At 71.7% G+C, this 17287-nt stretch carries 18 protein-coding genes; 8 read left to right on the top strand and 10 right to left on the bottom strand.

Translation table 11 applies throughout. The features are described from left to right. Positions 1–58: 58 nt before the first annotated feature. From JHN45_RS30415 to JHN45_RS30405, 3 genes are read right to left on the bottom strand one after another with little or no spacing between them, the layout of a single operon-like run. The gene (locus tag JHN45_RS30415; RefSeq protein WP_200715557.1) at positions 59–850 is read right to left on the bottom strand and encodes an ABC transporter permease; all 792 of its coding nucleotides are present in this window, start codon (positions 848–850) and stop codon (positions 59–61) included. Positions 851–859: 9 nt separating this feature from the next. After that, positions 860–1630: an ABC transporter permease gene (locus JHN45_RS30410; protein ID WP_201051767.1), complete on the bottom strand. Its 771-nt coding sequence runs from the start codon at positions 1628–1630 to the stop codon at positions 860–862. Further along, entirely contained in the window at positions 1630–2646 is a 1017-nt protein-coding gene (locus tag JHN45_RS30405) for an ABC transporter ATP-binding protein (protein WP_201051765.1), read from the bottom strand. The genes JHN45_RS30410 and JHN45_RS30405 overlap by 1 nt, the downstream gene beginning before the upstream one ends. A gap of 199 nt (positions 2647–2845) precedes the next feature. Between JHN45_RS30405 and JHN45_RS30400 the strand changes: the two genes are divergently transcribed. From JHN45_RS30400 to JHN45_RS30390, 3 genes are read left to right on the top strand one after another with little or no spacing between them, the layout of a single operon-like run. Continuing rightward, positions 2846–3631 carry a hypothetical protein gene (locus JHN45_RS30400; protein WP_200715560.1) on the top strand — a complete coding sequence of 262 codons (786 nt, stop codon included), beginning with the start codon at positions 2846–2848 and terminating at the stop codon, positions 3629–3631. Position 3632: 1 nt separating this feature from the next. Next, positions 3633–3926, top strand: coding sequence for a PqqD family protein (locus JHN45_RS30395; protein WP_200715561.1), 294 nt, complete (start codon positions 3633–3635; stop codon positions 3924–3926). Further along, on the top strand, positions 3923–4954 hold the full coding sequence (locus tag JHN45_RS30390; RefSeq protein WP_200715562.1) for a diiron oxygenase: 1032 nt from the start codon (positions 3923–3925) through the stop codon (positions 4952–4954). Before JHN45_RS30395 ends, JHN45_RS30390 begins: the two co-directional genes overlap by 4 nt. On the opposite strand, the gene JHN45_RS30385 is transcribed toward JHN45_RS30390, so the two are convergent. Genes JHN45_RS30385 through JHN45_RS30355 form a run of 7 tightly spaced genes read right to left on the bottom strand, consistent with a single transcriptional unit; the run spans position 4921 to position 12062 of the window. Then, positions 4921–6168 (bottom strand): type III PLP-dependent enzyme, encoded by a 1248-nt coding sequence (locus tag JHN45_RS30385; protein WP_201051763.1) that lies wholly within the window; start codon positions 6166–6168, stop codon positions 4921–4923. The genes JHN45_RS30390 and JHN45_RS30385 overlap by 34 nt on opposite strands. Further along, on the bottom strand, positions 6165–7658 hold the full coding sequence (locus JHN45_RS30380; RefSeq protein ID WP_201051761.1) for a class I adenylate-forming enzyme family protein: 1494 nt from the start codon (positions 7656–7658) through the stop codon (positions 6165–6167). Before JHN45_RS30380 ends, JHN45_RS30385 begins: the two co-directional genes overlap by 4 nt. Continuing rightward, positions 7655–8026: a cupin domain-containing protein gene (locus JHN45_RS30375; RefSeq protein ID WP_200715565.1), complete on the bottom strand. Its 372-nt coding sequence runs from the start codon at positions 8024–8026 to the stop codon at positions 7655–7657. Before JHN45_RS30375 ends, JHN45_RS30380 begins: the two co-directional genes overlap by 4 nt. Continuing rightward, the gene (locus tag JHN45_RS30370; protein ID WP_201051759.1) at positions 8023–8319 is read right to left on the bottom strand and encodes a phosphopantetheine-binding protein; all 297 of its coding nucleotides are present in this window, start codon (positions 8317–8319) and stop codon (positions 8023–8025) included. The genes JHN45_RS30375 and JHN45_RS30370 overlap by 4 nt, the downstream gene beginning before the upstream one ends. Beyond that, positions 8316–9839 carry an amino acid adenylation domain-containing protein gene (locus JHN45_RS30365; protein WP_200715567.1) on the bottom strand — a complete coding sequence of 508 codons (1524 nt, stop codon included), beginning with the start codon at positions 9837–9839 and terminating at the stop codon, positions 8316–8318. Before JHN45_RS30365 ends, JHN45_RS30370 begins: the two co-directional genes overlap by 4 nt. A 2-nt stretch (positions 9840–9841) precedes the next feature. Next, positions 9842–10807, bottom strand: coding sequence for a BtrH N-terminal domain-containing protein (locus JHN45_RS30360; protein ID WP_201051758.1), 966 nt, complete (start codon positions 10805–10807; stop codon positions 9842–9844). 19 nt (positions 10808–10826) lie between these two features. After that, positions 10827–12062, bottom strand: a complete 1236-nt coding sequence (locus JHN45_RS30355; protein WP_201051756.1) for an FAD-binding oxidoreductase — start codon at positions 12060–12062, stop codon at positions 10827–10829. Between the two features lie 548 nt (positions 12063–12610). On the opposite strand from JHN45_RS30355, the gene JHN45_RS30350 reads away from it, so the two are divergent. From JHN45_RS30350 to JHN45_RS30330, 5 genes are all read left to right on the top strand, one after another. Further along, a complete protein-coding gene (locus JHN45_RS30350) occupies positions 12611–14668 on the top strand; it encodes an alpha-ketoacid dehydrogenase subunit alpha/beta (protein WP_201051754.1) in 2058 nt (685 codons plus the stop codon). A 5-nt stretch (positions 14669–14673) separates the two neighbouring features. Beyond that, the gene (locus tag JHN45_RS30345) at positions 14674–14940 is read left to right on the top strand and encodes a phosphopantetheine-binding protein (RefSeq protein WP_201051752.1); all 267 of its coding nucleotides are present in this window, start codon (positions 14674–14676) and stop codon (positions 14938–14940) included. After that, on the top strand, positions 14937–16202 hold the full coding sequence (locus tag JHN45_RS54455; protein WP_200715572.1) for an acyl-CoA dehydrogenase family protein: 1266 nt from the start codon (positions 14937–14939) through the stop codon (positions 16200–16202). Before JHN45_RS30345 ends, JHN45_RS54455 begins: the two co-directional genes overlap by 4 nt. A 219-nt stretch (positions 16203–16421) precedes the next feature. Further along, entirely contained in the window at positions 16422–16871 is a 450-nt protein-coding gene (locus tag JHN45_RS53260; RefSeq protein ID WP_201051751.1) for a GNAT family N-acetyltransferase, read from the top strand. After that, on the top strand, positions 16868–17287 hold a 420-nt coding region (locus JHN45_RS30330; RefSeq protein ID WP_201051749.1), incomplete at its 3' end, for a hypothetical protein. The genes JHN45_RS53260 and JHN45_RS30330, both read left to right, overlap by 4 nt.

The raw sequence follows: 17287 nt of genomic DNA, 5'->3' as shown, positions 1-17287 counted from the left end.
CTTCCGTGCGGCTCCCGGTGGGAGCCGTTGCTTTGACCGGACCAGGGGCCGGTCGGTCTCAGATCGTCTCCAGCGCGCCGCTGGCGCGGCCCGCCCGCTCGAACACACGGAGCAGGAGGGCGGCCAGCGCGGCGAACCCGAGACAGAGGGCGGCCTCCGCGGCGAGCGGGCCGACGACGGCGCCGCCGGAGGTCGCCGCTCGCGCGGCTTCGGCCGCGTGGGTCACCGGGACGAACCGGCCGAGCGTGCGCAGCCAGAAGGGCAGCGCCGTGCTCGGCACGTTGACCCCGGTGAGGATCAACAGCAGGGCGTACGCGATGTTGGACACCATCCAGATGTCCACCAACCGCAGTCCGAGGGCGCCCAGCGTCAGTCCGAGGAAGGCGCAGGACAGGGCCGCGAGCAGCACGGCCGCGAGGATTCCGGGCAGGGCCGACAGGGACACGTCCAGGCCGAACAGGGCCGTGCCGGCCGCCAGCGTGAACAGGGCGACGAACACCCCGTTGGCCGCGTACGGCAGTGCTCGTCCGAGGAAGAGCACGGTCCGGCTGCGCGGTGACAGCAGGATGTTGCCGAGGGTGCCGAAGCGACGCTCGTTGCCCACCGCCATCGTCCCGCCGTACACGCCTGCCTTGGACGCGGCGAGCACGGCGTTGCCGATGATGAAGAACCGGTCGTCGGCGACACCGAGCTGGCGACCGAGGTAGACGAAGAAGACCAGTTGGGTGACGGGCTCGGCCAGGAGCGTGCCGATGAACAGGGGCGGGGTCGCCCAGTTGAACAGGGCCCGGTAGGCGAGAATCCCGCCCGTGCCCACCAGCCTCAGATGCGCCCGCATGTCAGTTTCCATTCCTGCCTCCTAGGCGAGGCCGAGGGTCGCGGCGGCGCGTGCCCGTCGTTCCATCCGGGTCATGGACACCGTCCCGGCGACCAGGCACACCAGGCCGAGCCCCACCCCGACACCGAGGGACGGCCACACGGGGCCGCCCTCGGCGGCCTGCCGAACGGCCCGCGCCCCCCAGGTAGTGGGCAGGACATCGGACAGCGGTGTCGTCCAGCCGGGCAGCACGGACAGGGACACGAGCATCCCGGAGAGCATCCACACCGGGTAACTCAGCGTGTTGGCCAGGGCGTTGGCGTTGGGCAGCAGCACGAACAGCGAGGCGAGCAGCAGCCCCATCATGCCCAGGCTCGCCACCACGCCGAGCACCGCGACCACGAATGCCGACAGGTTCGCGATCTGCAGCGGCATGCCGAAGACCACCACGCCCCACAGCAGCGTCGCCAGCAGTCCGTAGACACCGATCACGGCCGTGGCGAGCGTGATCGGGAGGAAGCACAGGGCGGGACGCCGCGGGGCGAGCATCAACAGCTCCAGCGTGCCCTGCCAGCGCTGCCGCTGTACGGCCCCGCCGGAGCCGAACAGCACCGAGGCCCAGACCGCCATCATGCCCGCGCCCACGGCGGCCTCGATGACACTGTGGCGCTCGCCGCCGACACGGAACAGGTACACCGCGAGCGTCGCGTACACCAGGGGGTCCACCAGGGAGATCACGATCTCCAGTGGAGACCGGCTCAGCTGCTTGGCGTGCAGGAGGACCGCCACCCACACCCAGCGGAGCCGGCCCATCAGCCGCTCACCGCGGCGGACTCGTGATGCGCCCGGTGCTCGTCGGCGGCCGTGACGATGGCGACGTACGCGTCCTCCAGGGAAGGTTCGCGGGTGTCGAGCCGGCCGACGCGGATGCCGTGCAGGATCTCGCGCACCTGCGGCTCGACGTCCGCCCCGGCGTCCGACTGGACGGTGACGAGCTGGCCGAGGCCCTGAGCGTCCACACTGACGCCGCGGACCGGGGGCAGCGCGCGGATGCGGTCCAGGTGGTCGTCGGTGGCCCCGAACACCTCGGCGCTGAGCACCCGCCGTCCGTCCGCCCGCCGCTTCAGCTCCTGCGCGGTGCCGAGCTCGCGGATGGTCCCGCCGACGATCACGGCGATGCGCCCGCACAGCTCCTCCGCCTCGGCCATGTAGTGGGTGGTGAGCAGGACGGTGGTGCCGTTGCGCGCCAGCTCCGCGACGGTCTGCCGCAGTTCGCGCGCACCGACCGGGTCGACTCCGATGGAGGGCTCGTCCAGGAACAGCACCTCGGGGCGGTGCAGCAGCCCACGGGCCAGGTGCAGCCGCTGGCGCATACCGCGCGAGTACCCCTCGACCTTCTCCCGCTCCCGGCCGGCGAGCCCGACGACCTCCAGCAACTCCGCGATGCGGGACCGCTGTTCACGCGCCGGAACGCCGTACAGCTCGGCGAAGTAGCGCAGGTTGTCCAACCCGCTGAGCCGGTCGTACAGTCCCCGGTCGCCGCCGAAGACGTACCCGATCCGGCGACGCACCTCACGGGTGTCGCGCACCACGTCGAACCCGGCGATGCTCGCGCTGCCCTCGGTGGGCAGCAGTAGAGTGCTCAGCATCTTGATGGTCGTCGTCTTGCCCGCGCCGTTGGGGCCGAGGAGACCGAACAGTTCGCCCCGCCTCACCTCCAGGGTGATGCCACGCACCGCCTCCACCGTGTTCCAGGAGGGCCTGAGCCAACCGCGACGCGAGCGGTAGGTGCGGCACAACCCGTCGGCCTTGATCGCCAGATCGGTCATGTCGGCGACCCTAGACGGCGGTGGCAGGGCCCCGACAAGCGTTTCGGCGGCTTCCGAAACACCCCGGATTCGGTGTGTCCGGGCTCCGATCCCGGGGCCATTCGGCTCTCGCCGAATTCATGGCAAACGCGTCGCGGGCCTGACTAGTCTCTCGCGGACTTCCGGCCCCGACCGGGTTCCCGAGCTGAGGTGTTGATCTGTGGTTGCCCATTTCGACGACTGCCTGCCCGAACTGCGCCGACGCGGTCTGCTTCCCGAGCCTCATCTGGCGGTCTACGTCTCGGGGTCCGTCGTCCGCGGCTGGGGCAACGACACGAGCGACCTCGACATCTACGTCATCACGGAGCGGCCCTGGGAAGGCAGCGACATCGGTGCCCCCGTGGCGCTCGTGCCCAACATGGTGGCCGTCGAGGTCACCCACGTCGACAAGGTGCGCTGGGACATCGAGTACTGGCTCGACAGCCAGGTCGACCAGTTGATGGACAAGGCGTCCTGGGCAACGTTCGACGGCGATCCCAACGCCACGGCGCTGATGACCTCGCCGCTCCAGCACGAGCTGAAGTTCCTGGAGCGGCTGCCGTACGCGATCCCGCTCACGCCTGCCGCATGGCTGGAAGAACGCCGATCGCAGGTGAAGTCGTCGGCACTGCGTTCCGTCGCGGCGTCCGCGCAGCTCAACCTGGCCGACGCCTACATCGAGGACGCCGTGGGCCAGCTGCGGGCGAGCGATCTGGAGAGTTCGGTGCTTTCCGCCAAGATGGCCTTCGGGCACGCGGTCGACGCACTGCTCGCCTCCCACGGCGAGGTGGACCGCAGCTGGAAGTGGCGGGCACGCAAGTTCCGCGAGGTCGGGCAGAGCGTCCTCGGCTTCGACGAGTACTGGTCCGTGGAAACCATGCGCGACTACGACCCGGACAACCCGGCGCGGTGGGTGGAGCACGTCGTACGGCTGTGCCGGAAGATCTCCTTCGAGGTGGTGCTCTGACATGGATGCCCTCAACGGCCCTTCCCTCAGCGGGGACACGGTCCCCCGACTGCCGCTGGACCTGCGCATCCGCCGCCTCCAGGAGGGCCTGTTGGTGATGCACGGGGAGCGGCTGGTCGAACTGTCCGAGTCGGCCGGCTTCATCCTGCGCGCCATCGCCGGACACCGCTCGCTGGCGCAGGTCTCCGCGCTGCTCGCCGAGGAGTACGGAATCTCCTCCGACGAGGCCCTGGAGGACGTGACCGCCGTCGTGGAGGCGTTGCACCCCTACGGCATGGTGGAGCTGGATTCATGAGCCCGGGGCACTACCGGGATCTCGCGCGGGCCGAGATCGTCCGCGTGAGGGCCGCGCAGGGGGCCGTCGCCGCATACGACAGCCGGTTCGGGAACTGGGAGGCCCGGGCAAGCGTGCGCCGAAAGCCCCGCCGGGTGCTCGACGGGGACGAGGCGGGCGCGCTGCTGCCGTTCCCGCCGGAGCTGGCCCCGGTCGCGACCCATCCGCTCGTCGCCGGGCGCGGGCCGGCGGCCGTCCGGCGGGTGCTCACCCAGTGCCTGTATCAGTACCTGCACTTCACCACCGAACTCGAGGAACTCGCGGTCATCCCGGTGGTGGCGGGCATCAGCCGCGACCGCTCCGGGCTGTTCCTGCCCCCTCGGATGCGAGCCGATGCCTTCAAGATCCTCACCGATGAGGCCTGGCACGCCCAGTTCTCCCACGACCTGGTCGAGCAGCTGACGGTGGCTTCCGGGATCGCTCCGCGGCTGCCGGAGCTGCCGGGCTTCGTGGCCCGCCTGGACTCGGTGCGCGCCCGCCTCGCCCCGGAGCTGCGGGGGGTCGAGGCGCTGATGTTCAGCGTGGTGAGCGAGACGCTCATCTCCGCCATCCTGAGCGGACTCCCGCACGATGTACGGCTGGCGTCCGCGGTGCGCGACCTGGTGCGCGACCACGCGGAGGACGAGGGACGCCACCACGCCTACTTCCGCCATGTCCTGCAGGTGTTCTGGCCGGCCCTGAGCGGGCCGGAGCGCCGGGCGCTGGGCCTGCTGCTGCCCGATGTCGTCCTCGCGTTCCTGGAGCCGGACTACGACGCGCTCGGGCTGGCCCTGCGGGACGTCGGCCTGTCGGCCGAGGAGATCACGCGCGTGCTGGCCGAGTCGCTGCCCCAGGACCGCGTGATCGCCGACGCCGCCGCTGCGGCCGGCGCGGCCGTGCGGTATCTGACCGAGGTCGGTGCCCTGGACGACCCCGCCACCGCGGACGCTTTCCTCGCCTCCGGCCTGCTGGGGCCTCACGGCGCCGACGACAGCGGGCGCCGTTCGTAGACGAGGCGGGAAGCACCGGCGACCGTGTCCCCGTCCAGGACGACCTCCACGGGGCAGTCCCGGCCCAGGAACGCGAGCAGGCTGGCGGTCAGCCCGTAGGCGCCCACGTTCGGCACCACCACGAGGTCCCCGGCGCGCAGCCGCGCGGACCGTCCGCGCGCCCAGAAGTCCAGCGGGGTGCACAGCGGGCCGACCACATCGACGGGGACCTCCTCCTCGCCCTCCTGCCGTGGCGGGTCGCAGACGAACTCGGTCTCGATGCGCGGCAGTCGGCCGAGCCCGGACATGCCCCCGAGGTGGTTGATCCCGGAGTCGAGGACGGCGAACGTGCGGCCCTTGGACTCCTTGACGTCCAGTACCCGGGCGATCAGCGAGCCGGCCGCGCCGACGAGGTGGCGGCCCGACTCGAAGAGCAGGCGCGGCCGGTGCGCCGGGTCCGGGAAGCACTCGGCGAGCCGTTTCTGCACGGCCGGGCCGATGGAACCGAGGTCGAGGACTTCGTCCGAACGCGCATAGGCCCGCGGGAAGCCGCCCCCGAGATCGAGCAGCCGGGGCTGGATACCGAGTCGCCCGCAGACCCGGGTGGCCGCCTCCAGCGAGTCGCCGAACTGGCGGGCGAGCGCGTCGGCGGAGGTGATGTTGCTGCCGAGGTAGAAGTGCAGGCCCACGACCGGGCAGCCCTCCGCCTGCGCGTACGGCTCGGGCCGGGCCAGCAGTTCCTCCTCGTCGATGCCGAACTGCGAGGGGACACCGGTCATGGTCAGCCCCGAACCCCATGTGGCCCGCATCGGGTTGACCCGCAACAGCACCTCGGCCTCGGTACCGGTCCGCGCGGCCGCCCGGCGCAGCACGCCGTATTGAGCGGCGGAGTCCACCGAGAACAGCCGGGCCCCGGCCCGCATCGCCGTCTCGGCCTCCGCCGCCGACCTGCCCGGCCCCGTGTAGAGCACCGCGCCGGGATCCATGCCCGCGTCGAGCGCGGTCAGCAGCTCCGAACGGGAGGACACCTCGGCCCCGCAGCCCCGCCGGGCCAGTTCCGCCACGACGGCCGGATGCGGGTTGGCCTTGAGCGAGTACAGCACCCGGGCGTCGGCGGGCAGCGCCGCCGCGAGATCTGCGTGGGCACTGCGCACCTCGTCCAGCCGGTAGACGTACAGAGGGCTGCCGTACGTCTCGACCAGGGGTCCCCAGGGCGGCGGGAGGACATCGTTCACCGGGCGGCCTCCACGGGCTCACCGGGTACGAGGCTCTCCCGCAGCGTCTTCTTGTCGACCTTCCCGTTGCTCGTGAGCGGCAGCCGGGGAACGGTCTGCACCCGGACGGGGAGCTTGTGGTCGTCGAGGCGTTCCCGCAGGCCCGCCATGACCTCGGACGGGTCCGGCGCGCCCACGGTGTACAGCACCGGCCGGTCGGCCCCGGGCACCACCAGGGCCGCGCCTTCCACTCCGGGCACGTCCAGTGCGGCGGCCTCCACTTCCAGGGCGCTGACCCGGAAACCGCGGCTCTTGTAGATGTCGTCCTCCCGCCCGTGGAAGTAGAGGTAGCCGTCCTCGTCCATCGAGCACAGGTCACCGGTGAAGAGCGCCCGTTCGCCCTCGTACCGCCGGAAGCGGTGTGCCGTCAGCTCGGGCGCGCGCCAGTAGCCCGACATCACATGGCGCCCCTGGACCACGAGTTCGCCCTTCGTGCCCGGGGGGACCGGGCGACTCGCGGCGTCCAGCACCAGGCACCGGGTGCCCTCCAGCGGACGGCCCACCGAGCCGGGCCGATCGTCGAGTTCCTCGGGCAGCAGCACCGAGACCCGCTTGCACTCGGTGAGGCCGTACATCAAGTGAACGCGTAGGCCGGGGAACAGCTCGCGCAGTCGCGTCACATGTGTCTGCGGCAGATGGGCGCCGGTGTTGGTGAGCATCCGCAGGGCCGGCAGTGGGCCGGCGCGGCGGGCGCCCAGGCTCAGCAGTGCCGCGACCAGGGACGGTACGGCGGGCAGCACCGTGACGTTCCAGTTGCGCAACCGTGCCAGCAGCCCGGGGCCCACGTCCGAGGGGCGGCCGAGTGCGAGGGTCGTCCCGCCGGCGCAGGCCAGGAACGCCTGGTACAGCCCGTAGTCGAAGGCGAGCGGGAGGAAGCAGCCGATCACGTCCTCGGCCAGCAGTCCCAGCCGCTCCTGTACGGCACCGGCGGCGAACCGGATCTGCGCGTGGGTGCTGATCACCGCCTTGGGCAGTGCGGTGCTCCCGGAGGTGTAGATGAGCGCCGCCATGTCGTGCGCCTCGGTCCGGTCGGCCACCACCGGCACGGGGCCCGGCCCGGGCAGGGCCAACGGGTGGACCGGCACGGTGGCGCCGGTCTCGGTGATCAGATGCCGGTGGTCGTCGTCGGCGAGGACCAGGACGGGCTCGCAGTCGGCCAGGATGTGCCGCAGGTGGAAGGGCCGGACCGACGGCGCGACCACGACGAACGCGGCGCCCAGCCGGGACAGGGCATGCACCGCGGCCACGGTTGCGGCGCCGTTGTGGCCGAGCAGGACGACCCGGTCACCCGGCCGTACCCCCCGTTCGTCGAGCTTCCCGGCCAGGCGCAGGGAATCGTCGCGCAGCCCGGCGTAGGTCCGCACGTGCTCGGCGGTCACCAGCGCCGTACGGTCCGGATCCCGGGCTGCGGCCAGGTCGAGCAGGTCGTGGACGCGTCCCTTTCCCGTCATGCGGCGCCTCCCCAGTACACGGAGACCAGACGCAGCTCCCCGTCTCCGGTATTCGCCAGATGGTGTTCCACGCCGGAGTGGAACAGCACGACGTCGCCCTCGGTGAGGTCGAGGGTCTCGGCGCCCCGGTCGAGTCGCCCGTGCCCCGAGGACACCACCCAGATCTCGTGCTCGGGGTGTGCGTGCAACGGAAGTTCGGCGCCCTCCTCCAGCACGGCGGTGTTGAGCACGAAGGGCTTGTCCGCCTCGACATCCGGGGGGAGCACCAGGTCGTGCAGTGTCACCCCTGGCGCAAGGGCGCGGCCGAACTTGCGCACCGGGCCACGGGGTTGCCGGGTGACCGGAGCGGGCTCCTGGTGGTGGGTCATCGCGTCGTGGTCCTTCCTGTGGCCGGATCGGGGAGGGTCGCGGAGCTGTCGGCGAGCACCGCGGCCAGAGCGGCGGTCAGGGCGGCGGCGTCGGCGAACGACTCCGGCACCAGCAGCTCCGGGGGGAACTGCGCTCCGTGCCGCTCCTCCAGCACGGCCACGACCGAGACGATCCCCAGTGAGTCCAGCAGGCCCGAGTCGAGCAGTTCGGTACGGGCGGTGAGGTCGGGGGTGCCCGGGATCACCTCTTGCAGGGCGACCAGAACACTCTCCAGCAGGGACGGCGGGGTCATCTGTTCTCCTCCGTGCGGGCGGCCCGCGCCAGTGCCACTCGGTCGGCCTTGCCCGTACCCGTGCGTGGCATGTCCGCGAGCAGTCGCAGCTCTCGGGGGACCATGTAGGGCGCCAGGAACTCCCGGCACCAGGCAGTCACTTCGGCACCCGTGCGCCCGCAGCCGGGGCTGAGCGTGACGAAGGCGACCAGCTCGTGGGTGCGTTCGGGGTGCGGCCGAGTGGCGACCACGACGTCCTCGACATCGGGATGCGCCCGGATCCGGGCTTCCACCTCTCCGATCTCCACCCGGAAGCCTCGGGTCTTGATCCGGCCGTCCCGTCGGCCGCGGAAGTGCAGCAGGCCGTCCTCGCCCCAGCAGCCGAAGTCGCCCGTGCGGTAGGTCTCGTACGTTCCCTCGTCGGTCTGCACGGCGAGTCGCGTCGCCGCGGTCCGCTCGGGATCGCCCAGGTAGCCCTCGCACAGAGTGGCGGTGTGGACCACGATCTCCCCCTCGGCGCCGGGGCGGACGACCGGGCGGCCTTCGGCGTCGACCAGGAACACCTTCGACGCTCCGAAGGGCAGGCCGATGGGGATGCGGTCGAGGGCGAGATGCTCGGAGGTGACCTCCAGGGCCGTGACCGCGTTCGTCTCGACCGGGCCGTAGATGTTGACGATCCGCGGCCGGGGCAGGAGTGCGGCCAGTTCCCGCAGCCGGGGCACCGGGAACTCCTCGCCCGAGTACATGAGTGTGCGCAGCTCGGGCAGTCCTCCGTCGGTGAGTCCGGCACTGCGCAGCAGGCCGATCCAGGCCGACGGCACGGCGTACATCAGCGTGGCCCGCTCCTCGCGCAGGGTGCGGCACACCGCCTCGGGGAACAAGATGGTCCGGTCGTCCAACAGCAGCACGGTGGCGCCCTGGGAGAGCGTGCCGAAGACGTCGAAGACATGCATGTCGAAGTGCAGCGGCGCGTAACAGGCCACGGTTTCCCGCGGCCCCACGTCGATCAGTTCCTGGGCCCAGCGCAGGAACGTGGTCGCGTTCTCGTGTGTGGTGAGCACGCCCTTGGGCAGGCCCGTGGACCCGGAGGTGTACAGGATGTTGGCGATGTTCGAGAAATCGCCGCCAGTGGATCCGCCGGCGGGCACGGTCAGTTCGGACAGCGGGGTCACCGTGACCGGGCAGTCCGGGTCGACGGCCGGCGGGCGGGCCGGGGGGCCGTCCTCGTCGTCCACCAGCAGCACCCGGGCACCACTGTCGCGCAGTTGGTGCGACCGCCTGGCGGCCGGGATGGCCGGGTCCACCGGCACGTAGGGGATGCCGGCCACGAGTGCGGCGAGCATGGCGGTGACGGTCCCGGGCGTCTTGGTCGCGTGCAGTGCGACGGGCGCCCGGGGCTCCAAGGCGTCGAGGGCGGCGGCCAGTTCGAGGACCCGCTGCTTCAGGTGCCCGTAGCCGATGCGCCGGCCGCGATGGACGAGCGCCGTCTCGTCGGGCTGCCGATCGGCGACGGCGAGGAAGGCGTCGGCGACGCGTTCCATGCTCACACCCCACACGCGTCGAGCCGGGCCAGCAGGTCCCGGGCGAAGGACAGCTCGGCCTCGGCCAACCTGCCCGAGAGCAGATCGGGGCTGACGAAGGAGGGCTTGGCACCCTTGGCGACCCGCTGCGCATTGACGAAGGCGAACTGCGAGGCCCTGCGCCACACCAGGTCGATCTCCTCGTGGAAGCGGCGCACGAGGCCGGGCGGGAGCAGTTCCGGGCAGGTGTCGGAGAGCCTCCCCAGCCAGACGGCGTGACAGCTCCGGGCCCGGGTCACCTCCCAACAGCCGAGGTCGTACAGAGCCATGGCCCGGGCGTCGGCGGCGTGTTCGCGGGCCCACTCGGCGTACGCGGTCAGGTCACCGTGTTCTCCCACGCGGTCCAGGATCGAGCGGGCGTTGGCGCGCAGCGTCCCGGCCGGGTTCGCGGGGCGCGCCGTACACCGTCCCGTCAGGGCGATGATCTCGCCGCGCTGTCCGGGTGGGAGGGCCTCCACGAGCTTTTCGAACTCCGCGCGCGAGACCCGGGCCGGGCCGGGGACGACCTTCCCCCACGGTGTGCTGTTGGTGTACGCCTCCACGAGGTGGAACTCCTCGTCGGTGGCGCCGACGAGGACTGTCGGATGTGCGGAGCTGTCGTGGCCGAAGTACGGCAGCCAGGGCATGTGGAAGGCGTCGCCGTAGATGATGAGCGGGGTGCCCTCGGCGAGCAGTGCGCGCACGGCGTCGTAGTAGCCGGGGCCGTCGTCCAGTCGCTGCCGCTCCAGGACGAGCCCGGTCTCCAGGGCGACGGCCTCCAGCACGGGGACGCGCAGTGTGACCGGGACCGCGTCGGTGGAGGGAAGGGCGAAGGACCACTGCATGCCCACGGCGGCGGACGGTGCGGGGACGCCGTAGAACTGCTGGAGGGCCGCCAGATGGGCGTTGTCGCAGTTGAGCCAGGGGGCGTCCGGTACGTTCGCCGCCACGGGGATGATTCTTGTCTCGTCAACTGTCACGTCGATCGACCTCTTGGCTGTTCGTGATGGGCTGCCGCGACCGGCGGATCTCACGGGCGAGCTTCGCGGCGCTGCTGAAACGTCCGTAGCCGTCGGACGGCCGGGCGGTGGGCAGGCGGGACCGGGTCAGCGGGGCGAGGTCCGGGCCGCGGGGCGCGCCCTCGACGATCCACTCGGCCAGGCGTTTGCCCATGACGGGCGCCAGCTTGAACGAGGTGCCGCTGTCACCGGCCACGCAGTAGAGGCCGTCGACCTCCGCGAGACGATCGGCCACCGGTCTGCCGTCCGGGCTCATGCTGATCAGACCGGACCACCCACCGTCCTCGCGGGCCCCGCCGAGGACGGGGAAGCGCTCGGTGAGCCGGCCGCGGCAGAGGTTGCTGTACCAGGGCTCGATGCCCTTCTCCCCGGGCGAGGGGTACGGAGCGGGCAGGCCCAGCTCCAGTCCGGCGAGGACGGTCTCCTCGGTGTCCGGGCGGATCCAGCTGCTGCGGACCTGGTCCAGCAGGACCGGTCGTCCCCGCCACGCACCGGGTGCGACCCGGAACCGGGCTATCCGCACCCGGCGTGTGTTCAGGGCCAGTTCCACTCCTGCCCCGGCGAGCAGTTCCGGCGACCAGGCGCCCGCCGCGACCACCACGACCGGGGCCCGGATCCTTCCCCGGCCGGTACGTACGCCTGTGACGCGGCCGCGGTTCACGACGAGCCCGTGGGCGGCCGTCCGGTGCAGGACGGCTCCCGCCCGGAGGGCGGCCCGGAGATAGGAGCGGGTCGTCGTCGACGGTGCGGCGTACCCGCTCTCCGGTTCCACGACGGCACAGCCGACGTCGTCGAACGTGCCCGCGGGCAGCAGTTCGCCGAGTTCGGCGGGCGAAAGCACCCCGATCGGGATACCGGCCTCCTGCTGCCGCCGCACGTTGCGGCGGACCGCGTCGGTGAACCGGAGCGGAAACAGCTGGACGATGCCGCAGCGGGTGAACCCGGTGGGCAAGCCGGTCCGTTCGGTGAACTCCCGCAGACTCCGTAACCCGGCGTGTGCCAACAGCGAGTCGGCCAGGTCGTGGTGATGGAGCGTCAGCATGGCCCCCGAGCGGGCGGTGGCCGCGTCCGGGTTACCGGCGTCCAGCACCACGACCCGGCGCGCACCCAGCTCCGCCAGGTGGTAGGCGACGCAGGCACCGTTGACCCCGCCGCCGACGACGACGGCGTCCGCGCACTCGCTCATGAGGCCGCACGCCTCGTGCCGCAGCTCATCATTCCCCCATGGTGTTCGGCTCAGTTATGCGCAGCACTTCCCGCGCCTCCGGCGTGCGGATGGGCTCGGGAAAGACTGGAACCAGGAATTACGTATTCCGCTTCCGCACAGCTGTCCGTGATGCGCTCAGGATTACCCCGCAAATCGGGGAGGACAGGGCGGTCTCAAAGCATGGAACTGGTTCGAGCGAGGGGGAACTTACCATCACGACCGCATTACGGTCGAGGGTCCCACTGTCCACATTCGGCGATCAACGCCATTGCTTTGCTTGGCTGTTCACATTGTGGACACGTTATGGCGGCTCGCCGGAGCACATGGTTAAAGTGCCCGCCATCGCTCACAGCAAGGTCGGCATTGAACGGGGCGGGGCTGGGATTCACAGCCTTTCCACAGGGGACAGGACAAGCGACTTGCTAGGAAACACCTATGCGTCTTTAGGCCCGGTGACCCACTTTCGAGAGAACCTGGGCATGTATGCCGGTATTGACCGGCCAGAATTACTTCGGCTGCTGTTCGACATGCATTTCGTGCGATGCTTCGAGACCGCTTTGCTGCAGCGGGCGGAGCGCGGCGAGGTCTCCGGCCCGGTGCACACGGCCGTGGGGCAGGAGGCGGTGGCCGCCACCGTGGCGCGCTGTCTCGGACCCGACGACCATGTGCTGGGCAGCCATCGCTCCCACCACCACTTTCTGGTCCGTACGCTGACGGGCACGCTCCCCGCCAGTTGGGACCCGCTCACCGATCCGCTGCCCGAGACCGTGGCCAAGCACCTGGCCGGGTCGTTCGCGGAGATCATGGGGCTGACCACGGGCGTGGGCCGCGGGGCCGGCGGGTCCATGCACCTGCGGGATGCGGAGGTCGGCTTCACGGGCTCCACCGCCATCGTCGGCGGCGGGGTCCCGCTGGCCGCGGGGCTCGCCTTCGCGCAGTCCCTGCAGAACACCGGCGGCTGCGCCGTGTGCTTCATCGGTGACGGGGCCGTCAATCAAGGCACGTTCCACGAGACGGCCAACCTGGCCAAGATCCTGAACCTGCCGCTGCTGATCGTCGTGGAGAACAACGGCTACGCGGAGGCCACCCGACCCGCCGAGGTGTCGGCCGTCCTGCCGCTCGCCACCCAGGGGAGCGCGCACGGCCTGCGCTCGGCGCACGTTCCGGGCGACGAGGTCGCCGCTCTGCTGACCGCCGCTCGCACCCTGGTGGATTCCGTGCGCGCAGGCGAGGGACCGGCCCTGCTGGAGGTCGAGACGTACCGCCACCTGGACCACACCGGCGGACTGACCGGCAGCACGGCCGGCTACCGCAACGCCGCCGAGGAGGAGACCTGGCTGCGGCGCGACCCGCTGGCCTCGCTGCCGCGCGTCCTGCTGGCGCGGGACGTGCTGTGCGACGCCGAGAACCAGGCAGTCGCGGCTCGGGCGTACGACGCCGTGACCGCCGTCTTCGCGGTGGTGGACAGCACCCGGACCGAACACCCGGAACCCCTGGACCCCGTAAGACTCCTGCGCGCACCGGGATCCGTCGGCCGTCCCGCCGCCCGACGCGGCGGGGGCACCGGGACGCTGCGCAGCATGACCTTCCAGGAGGCCGTCGGCGAAGGCATCGCTCGCGCCCTGCGCCGCACCGGGAACATGGTGTTCCTGGGCGAGGAGGTCGCCAAACCGGGCGGCGTACTCGCCCGGACCGGGCGGCTCGACCCGGCGCTCGTGGGCACCCGGATTCTCGACATGCCCATCTCGGAGGCCGCGTTCACCGGACTGGCCGGCGGTGCCGCGATGGCCGGGGTCCGCCCGTTGGTCGAGCTGATGTACGGCAGTTTCGCGCTGGTCGCGGCCGACCAGCTGTTCAACCACATAGGCATCATGCGGGCGTTGTACGGCAACACCGCCAAGGCACCCGTCGTCGTACGGACCAAGGTGCCGACCGGGCTCGGCTACGGCCCGCAGCACGGGCTGAACCCCGTCGGCCTGTTCGCCTCCTTCCCGGGCTGGCGGGTGCACGCACCGGCCGACGCCCGGGAGTACGTCGGTGTCCTCAACTCCGCGCTGGAGGACGAGGATCCGGTCCTCATCGTGGAGTTCTCGCCCCTGTACGACCAGGTGCACGAGCTGTCCGAGGAGGACTTCGAGGCACGTCTTCCCCTGGAGGGCGCGAGAGTGTTGCGCACCGGCGACGACGTGAGCCTGTTCACCTACGGACTGGGCGTCTCCTGGGCCGCCGAGGCCGCCGAACGGCTCTCGGCCGGGGGCGTGCGGGCCGACGTGGTGGATCTGCGCGCCCTGGACCTGCCGGCCATGGACTGGACGACGCTGGAGGAGTCGGTGCGGCGCACCCGCCGCGCCGTCTTCGTGGACCCCGCCGCCCGCAGCCAGGCCCTCGGACCGCGTCTGGCCGCAGAACTCCATGAACGCGCCCCCGGCGCCCGGCTGACGACGCTGGCCTGCGCCGATGTGCAGCCCGTCGCCCGCGAGCTGGAGAGCCAGGCGGTACTCGGCGCGGCGGACGTCGTCCGCGCCGCACTGCGGCTCATCGGCCACGACTCCACCCCCGAGACCACGGGAGAAGAAGAACAGTGACGGACATGGCGAACGCCACCACACAGACTCCCACCGCCGAGTTCCTCGCCGTCGTACGGGAGTACCTGCCGGGTCTGGAACCGGGACAGCACCCCGAGCCGGACGTCCCCCTCAGCTCCTACGGCCTGGACTCGCTCGGTTCCATCTCCCTGATGCTGGCCCTGGAGGAAGCCCTGGAGCTCACCTTCCCGGAGGAGTTGCTGACCGCGGAGCGGTTCAGCACGACGGGTTCGCTGTGGGCCACAGTGCTCGAACTGAGGCAGACGCGGTGAGCTCGCCGTCCGGCGCGCCACCGGTCGCCACCGCGGAGGAGGCGCGCGTCCTGGCCCGCGACCTCGCCGAGGAGTTCGGCCGTACGGCGCCCAAGACCGACGAGTCCGCGTCCTTCCCCGCGGTCCATGTGCAGCGCCTGCGTGAGACCGGCCTGCTGGGTCTCCTGGTGCCCCGCCGCTACGGCGGGCCGGACCTCGGCCTCGCCGACATGTCGGCCGTCGGCCGACTGCTGGGGCACGGCTGCGCGTCCACGGCGATGATCTGGGCCATGCACTGCCAGCAGGTGGCGACCCTCGTGGCGCACGGCGGGGAGACCCTGCGCGAGCAGGTGCTGCCCGCCGTGGCCGCCGGCGACTGCCTGCTGGCGTCGATCACCACGGAGGCGGGCAAGGGCGGACACCTGCTGTCCGCACGCGCCCCGCTCGGCGCGGACGACGACGGGCTGCTGCTGGAGCGGGACGCCCCGGTGGTGACGGCCGGGATGGAGGCCGACGCCTACCTCGTCACCATGCGCACCGGCGCCGACAGCCAGGACAACGACGTGTCCCTGGCGTTCGTACCCCGCCGGGACGCCCAGGTCGAGTTTCGCTCCGGCTGGGAGACCCTCGGGATGCGCGGCACGGCCAGCGTGGGCCTGCGGCTGCGGGCCAGGCTGGCCGAGCACCAGCTGATCGGTGGCCCGGGCGGCTTTCCTCCGGTGGCCGTGGCCACGCTCGTGCCCGTGGGCCACCTCGCCTGGTCCAGCGTCTGGCTGGGCATCGCCCAGGGCTCGCTGGCCCGTGTGGTCGCGCTGCTGCGCGATCCCGGCGTGCGGGCCCGACGGGGGCTGTCCGACCTCACCGTGCACGACCTGGCCCGGGCACGGCTGCGGCTGGACGGGGCGGCGGCCTTCCTCCGGACGTGCCTGGTGGAGTACGAGGAACTGCGAGCCCGCGAGGAGGACGGGCCCGGACGCTTCTCCGACCCCGCCTTCCAACTCCACATCAACGGGCTCAAGGTACTGGTCTCCGAGACCGCCTTCGAGGCGGTGAACGACCTGGTCTCCATCGCGGGACTGCACCATGGGTACACCCGCTCTCCGCACACCCCTCTGGAGCGGGCGTTCCGGGACCTGCGTTCGGCCTCCATGATGTACTCCAACGACCGGCTGCTGCTCGCCAACGGACGGCTCGCCCTGCTGGACCGCGAGGTCCGGCTGGCCGGGACCGGTACCGCTCCGTCGGGCGGTTCGCCTTTCCTGCACACGGGCGGCACCCGGTGAGATCCACGCCTGTGCAACGGGACGTGCCCTGCGGGCAGGCGGACTTCTTCGACGTCCCCGCGCTGGAGGGAAAGCTGGTCCGGCTCCTGCCGCTGACCGCCGGACACGTCCCGTCGTTGGTCTCGGCCGCGCAGGGGCACCGGGGACTGTTCCGGTTCACGGACGTGCCCGCGGACCCGGTCGGCATGCACGCCTACGTCGAGCGGGCCCGGGCGGCGCGTGCCGCCCGGGAGGCGGTGCCGTTCGCCGTCCTCTCCCGGGCGGACGACCGCGTCGTGGGCACCACCCGCTTCTGCTACTTCGAGCACTGGCGCTGGCGCCAGGAACACCGCACCCGCCCCGCCTGGCAGCCGGACGAACGGACGGATCGGATACACCTGGCTCGCCCACGACGCCCAGCGCACCGGCGTCAACCGCGAGGCGAAACTGCTACTGCTCGACGTCGCCTTCGACCGCTGGCGGCTGCATCGCGTCACCTTCCGCACCGACGCGCGCAACGAACGCTCCCGAAGGGCACTGGAGAGGCTCGGCGCCCACCTGGACGGAGTGCTGCGCCAGGCCCAGGCCGGGTACGACGGAGCCGTCCGGGACAACGCCGTCTACAGCGTGCTCGCCCAGGAGTGGCCGCAGCTGCGCGAGCGGCTCACGAGCCTGGTGCGGACGCGTTGAGCGGCCCCGCGGACGCCTCCGTGGCACTGCGGCACTTCGGCTCCTCCACCGAGGGGGTGACGCGGATACCGGCCGGCGACGGCCTGCCCGCGCACGTGCTGAAGGTGCTCTCCCCGGACGCGGGCAATGTGCACGGCATGGGACCGGGGACCGGGCGGGACGAGGGCGACTGCCACTACTGGGCCCGCGAACAGCGGTTCTACGAGGCCGTCGCCTCGGGCGAGTGGCCGCCTGCCGTGGGACTGCCGCTGCGCCCACCACGGCCCCTGGCCGTCGAACGCCGGCCCGACGGCCGCGTGGCGCTGCGCCTGGAACGGATCGACGAGTCCGAGGGCGAGTGGACGGCGGACGACTACCGTGAAGCCGCCGCCCACCTCGGGGAGTTCAACGGCCACCATCTCGTACGCCCGCTGCCC

The sequence above is a fragment of the Streptomyces sp. MBT53 genome, assembly GCF_016654115.1.
GTDB lineage: Bacteria > Actinomycetota > Actinomycetes > Streptomycetales > Streptomycetaceae > Streptomyces.
The sequence above is the reverse complement of the archived record's forward strand: the minus strand, read 5'-3'. Positions and strand labels throughout refer to the sequence as shown.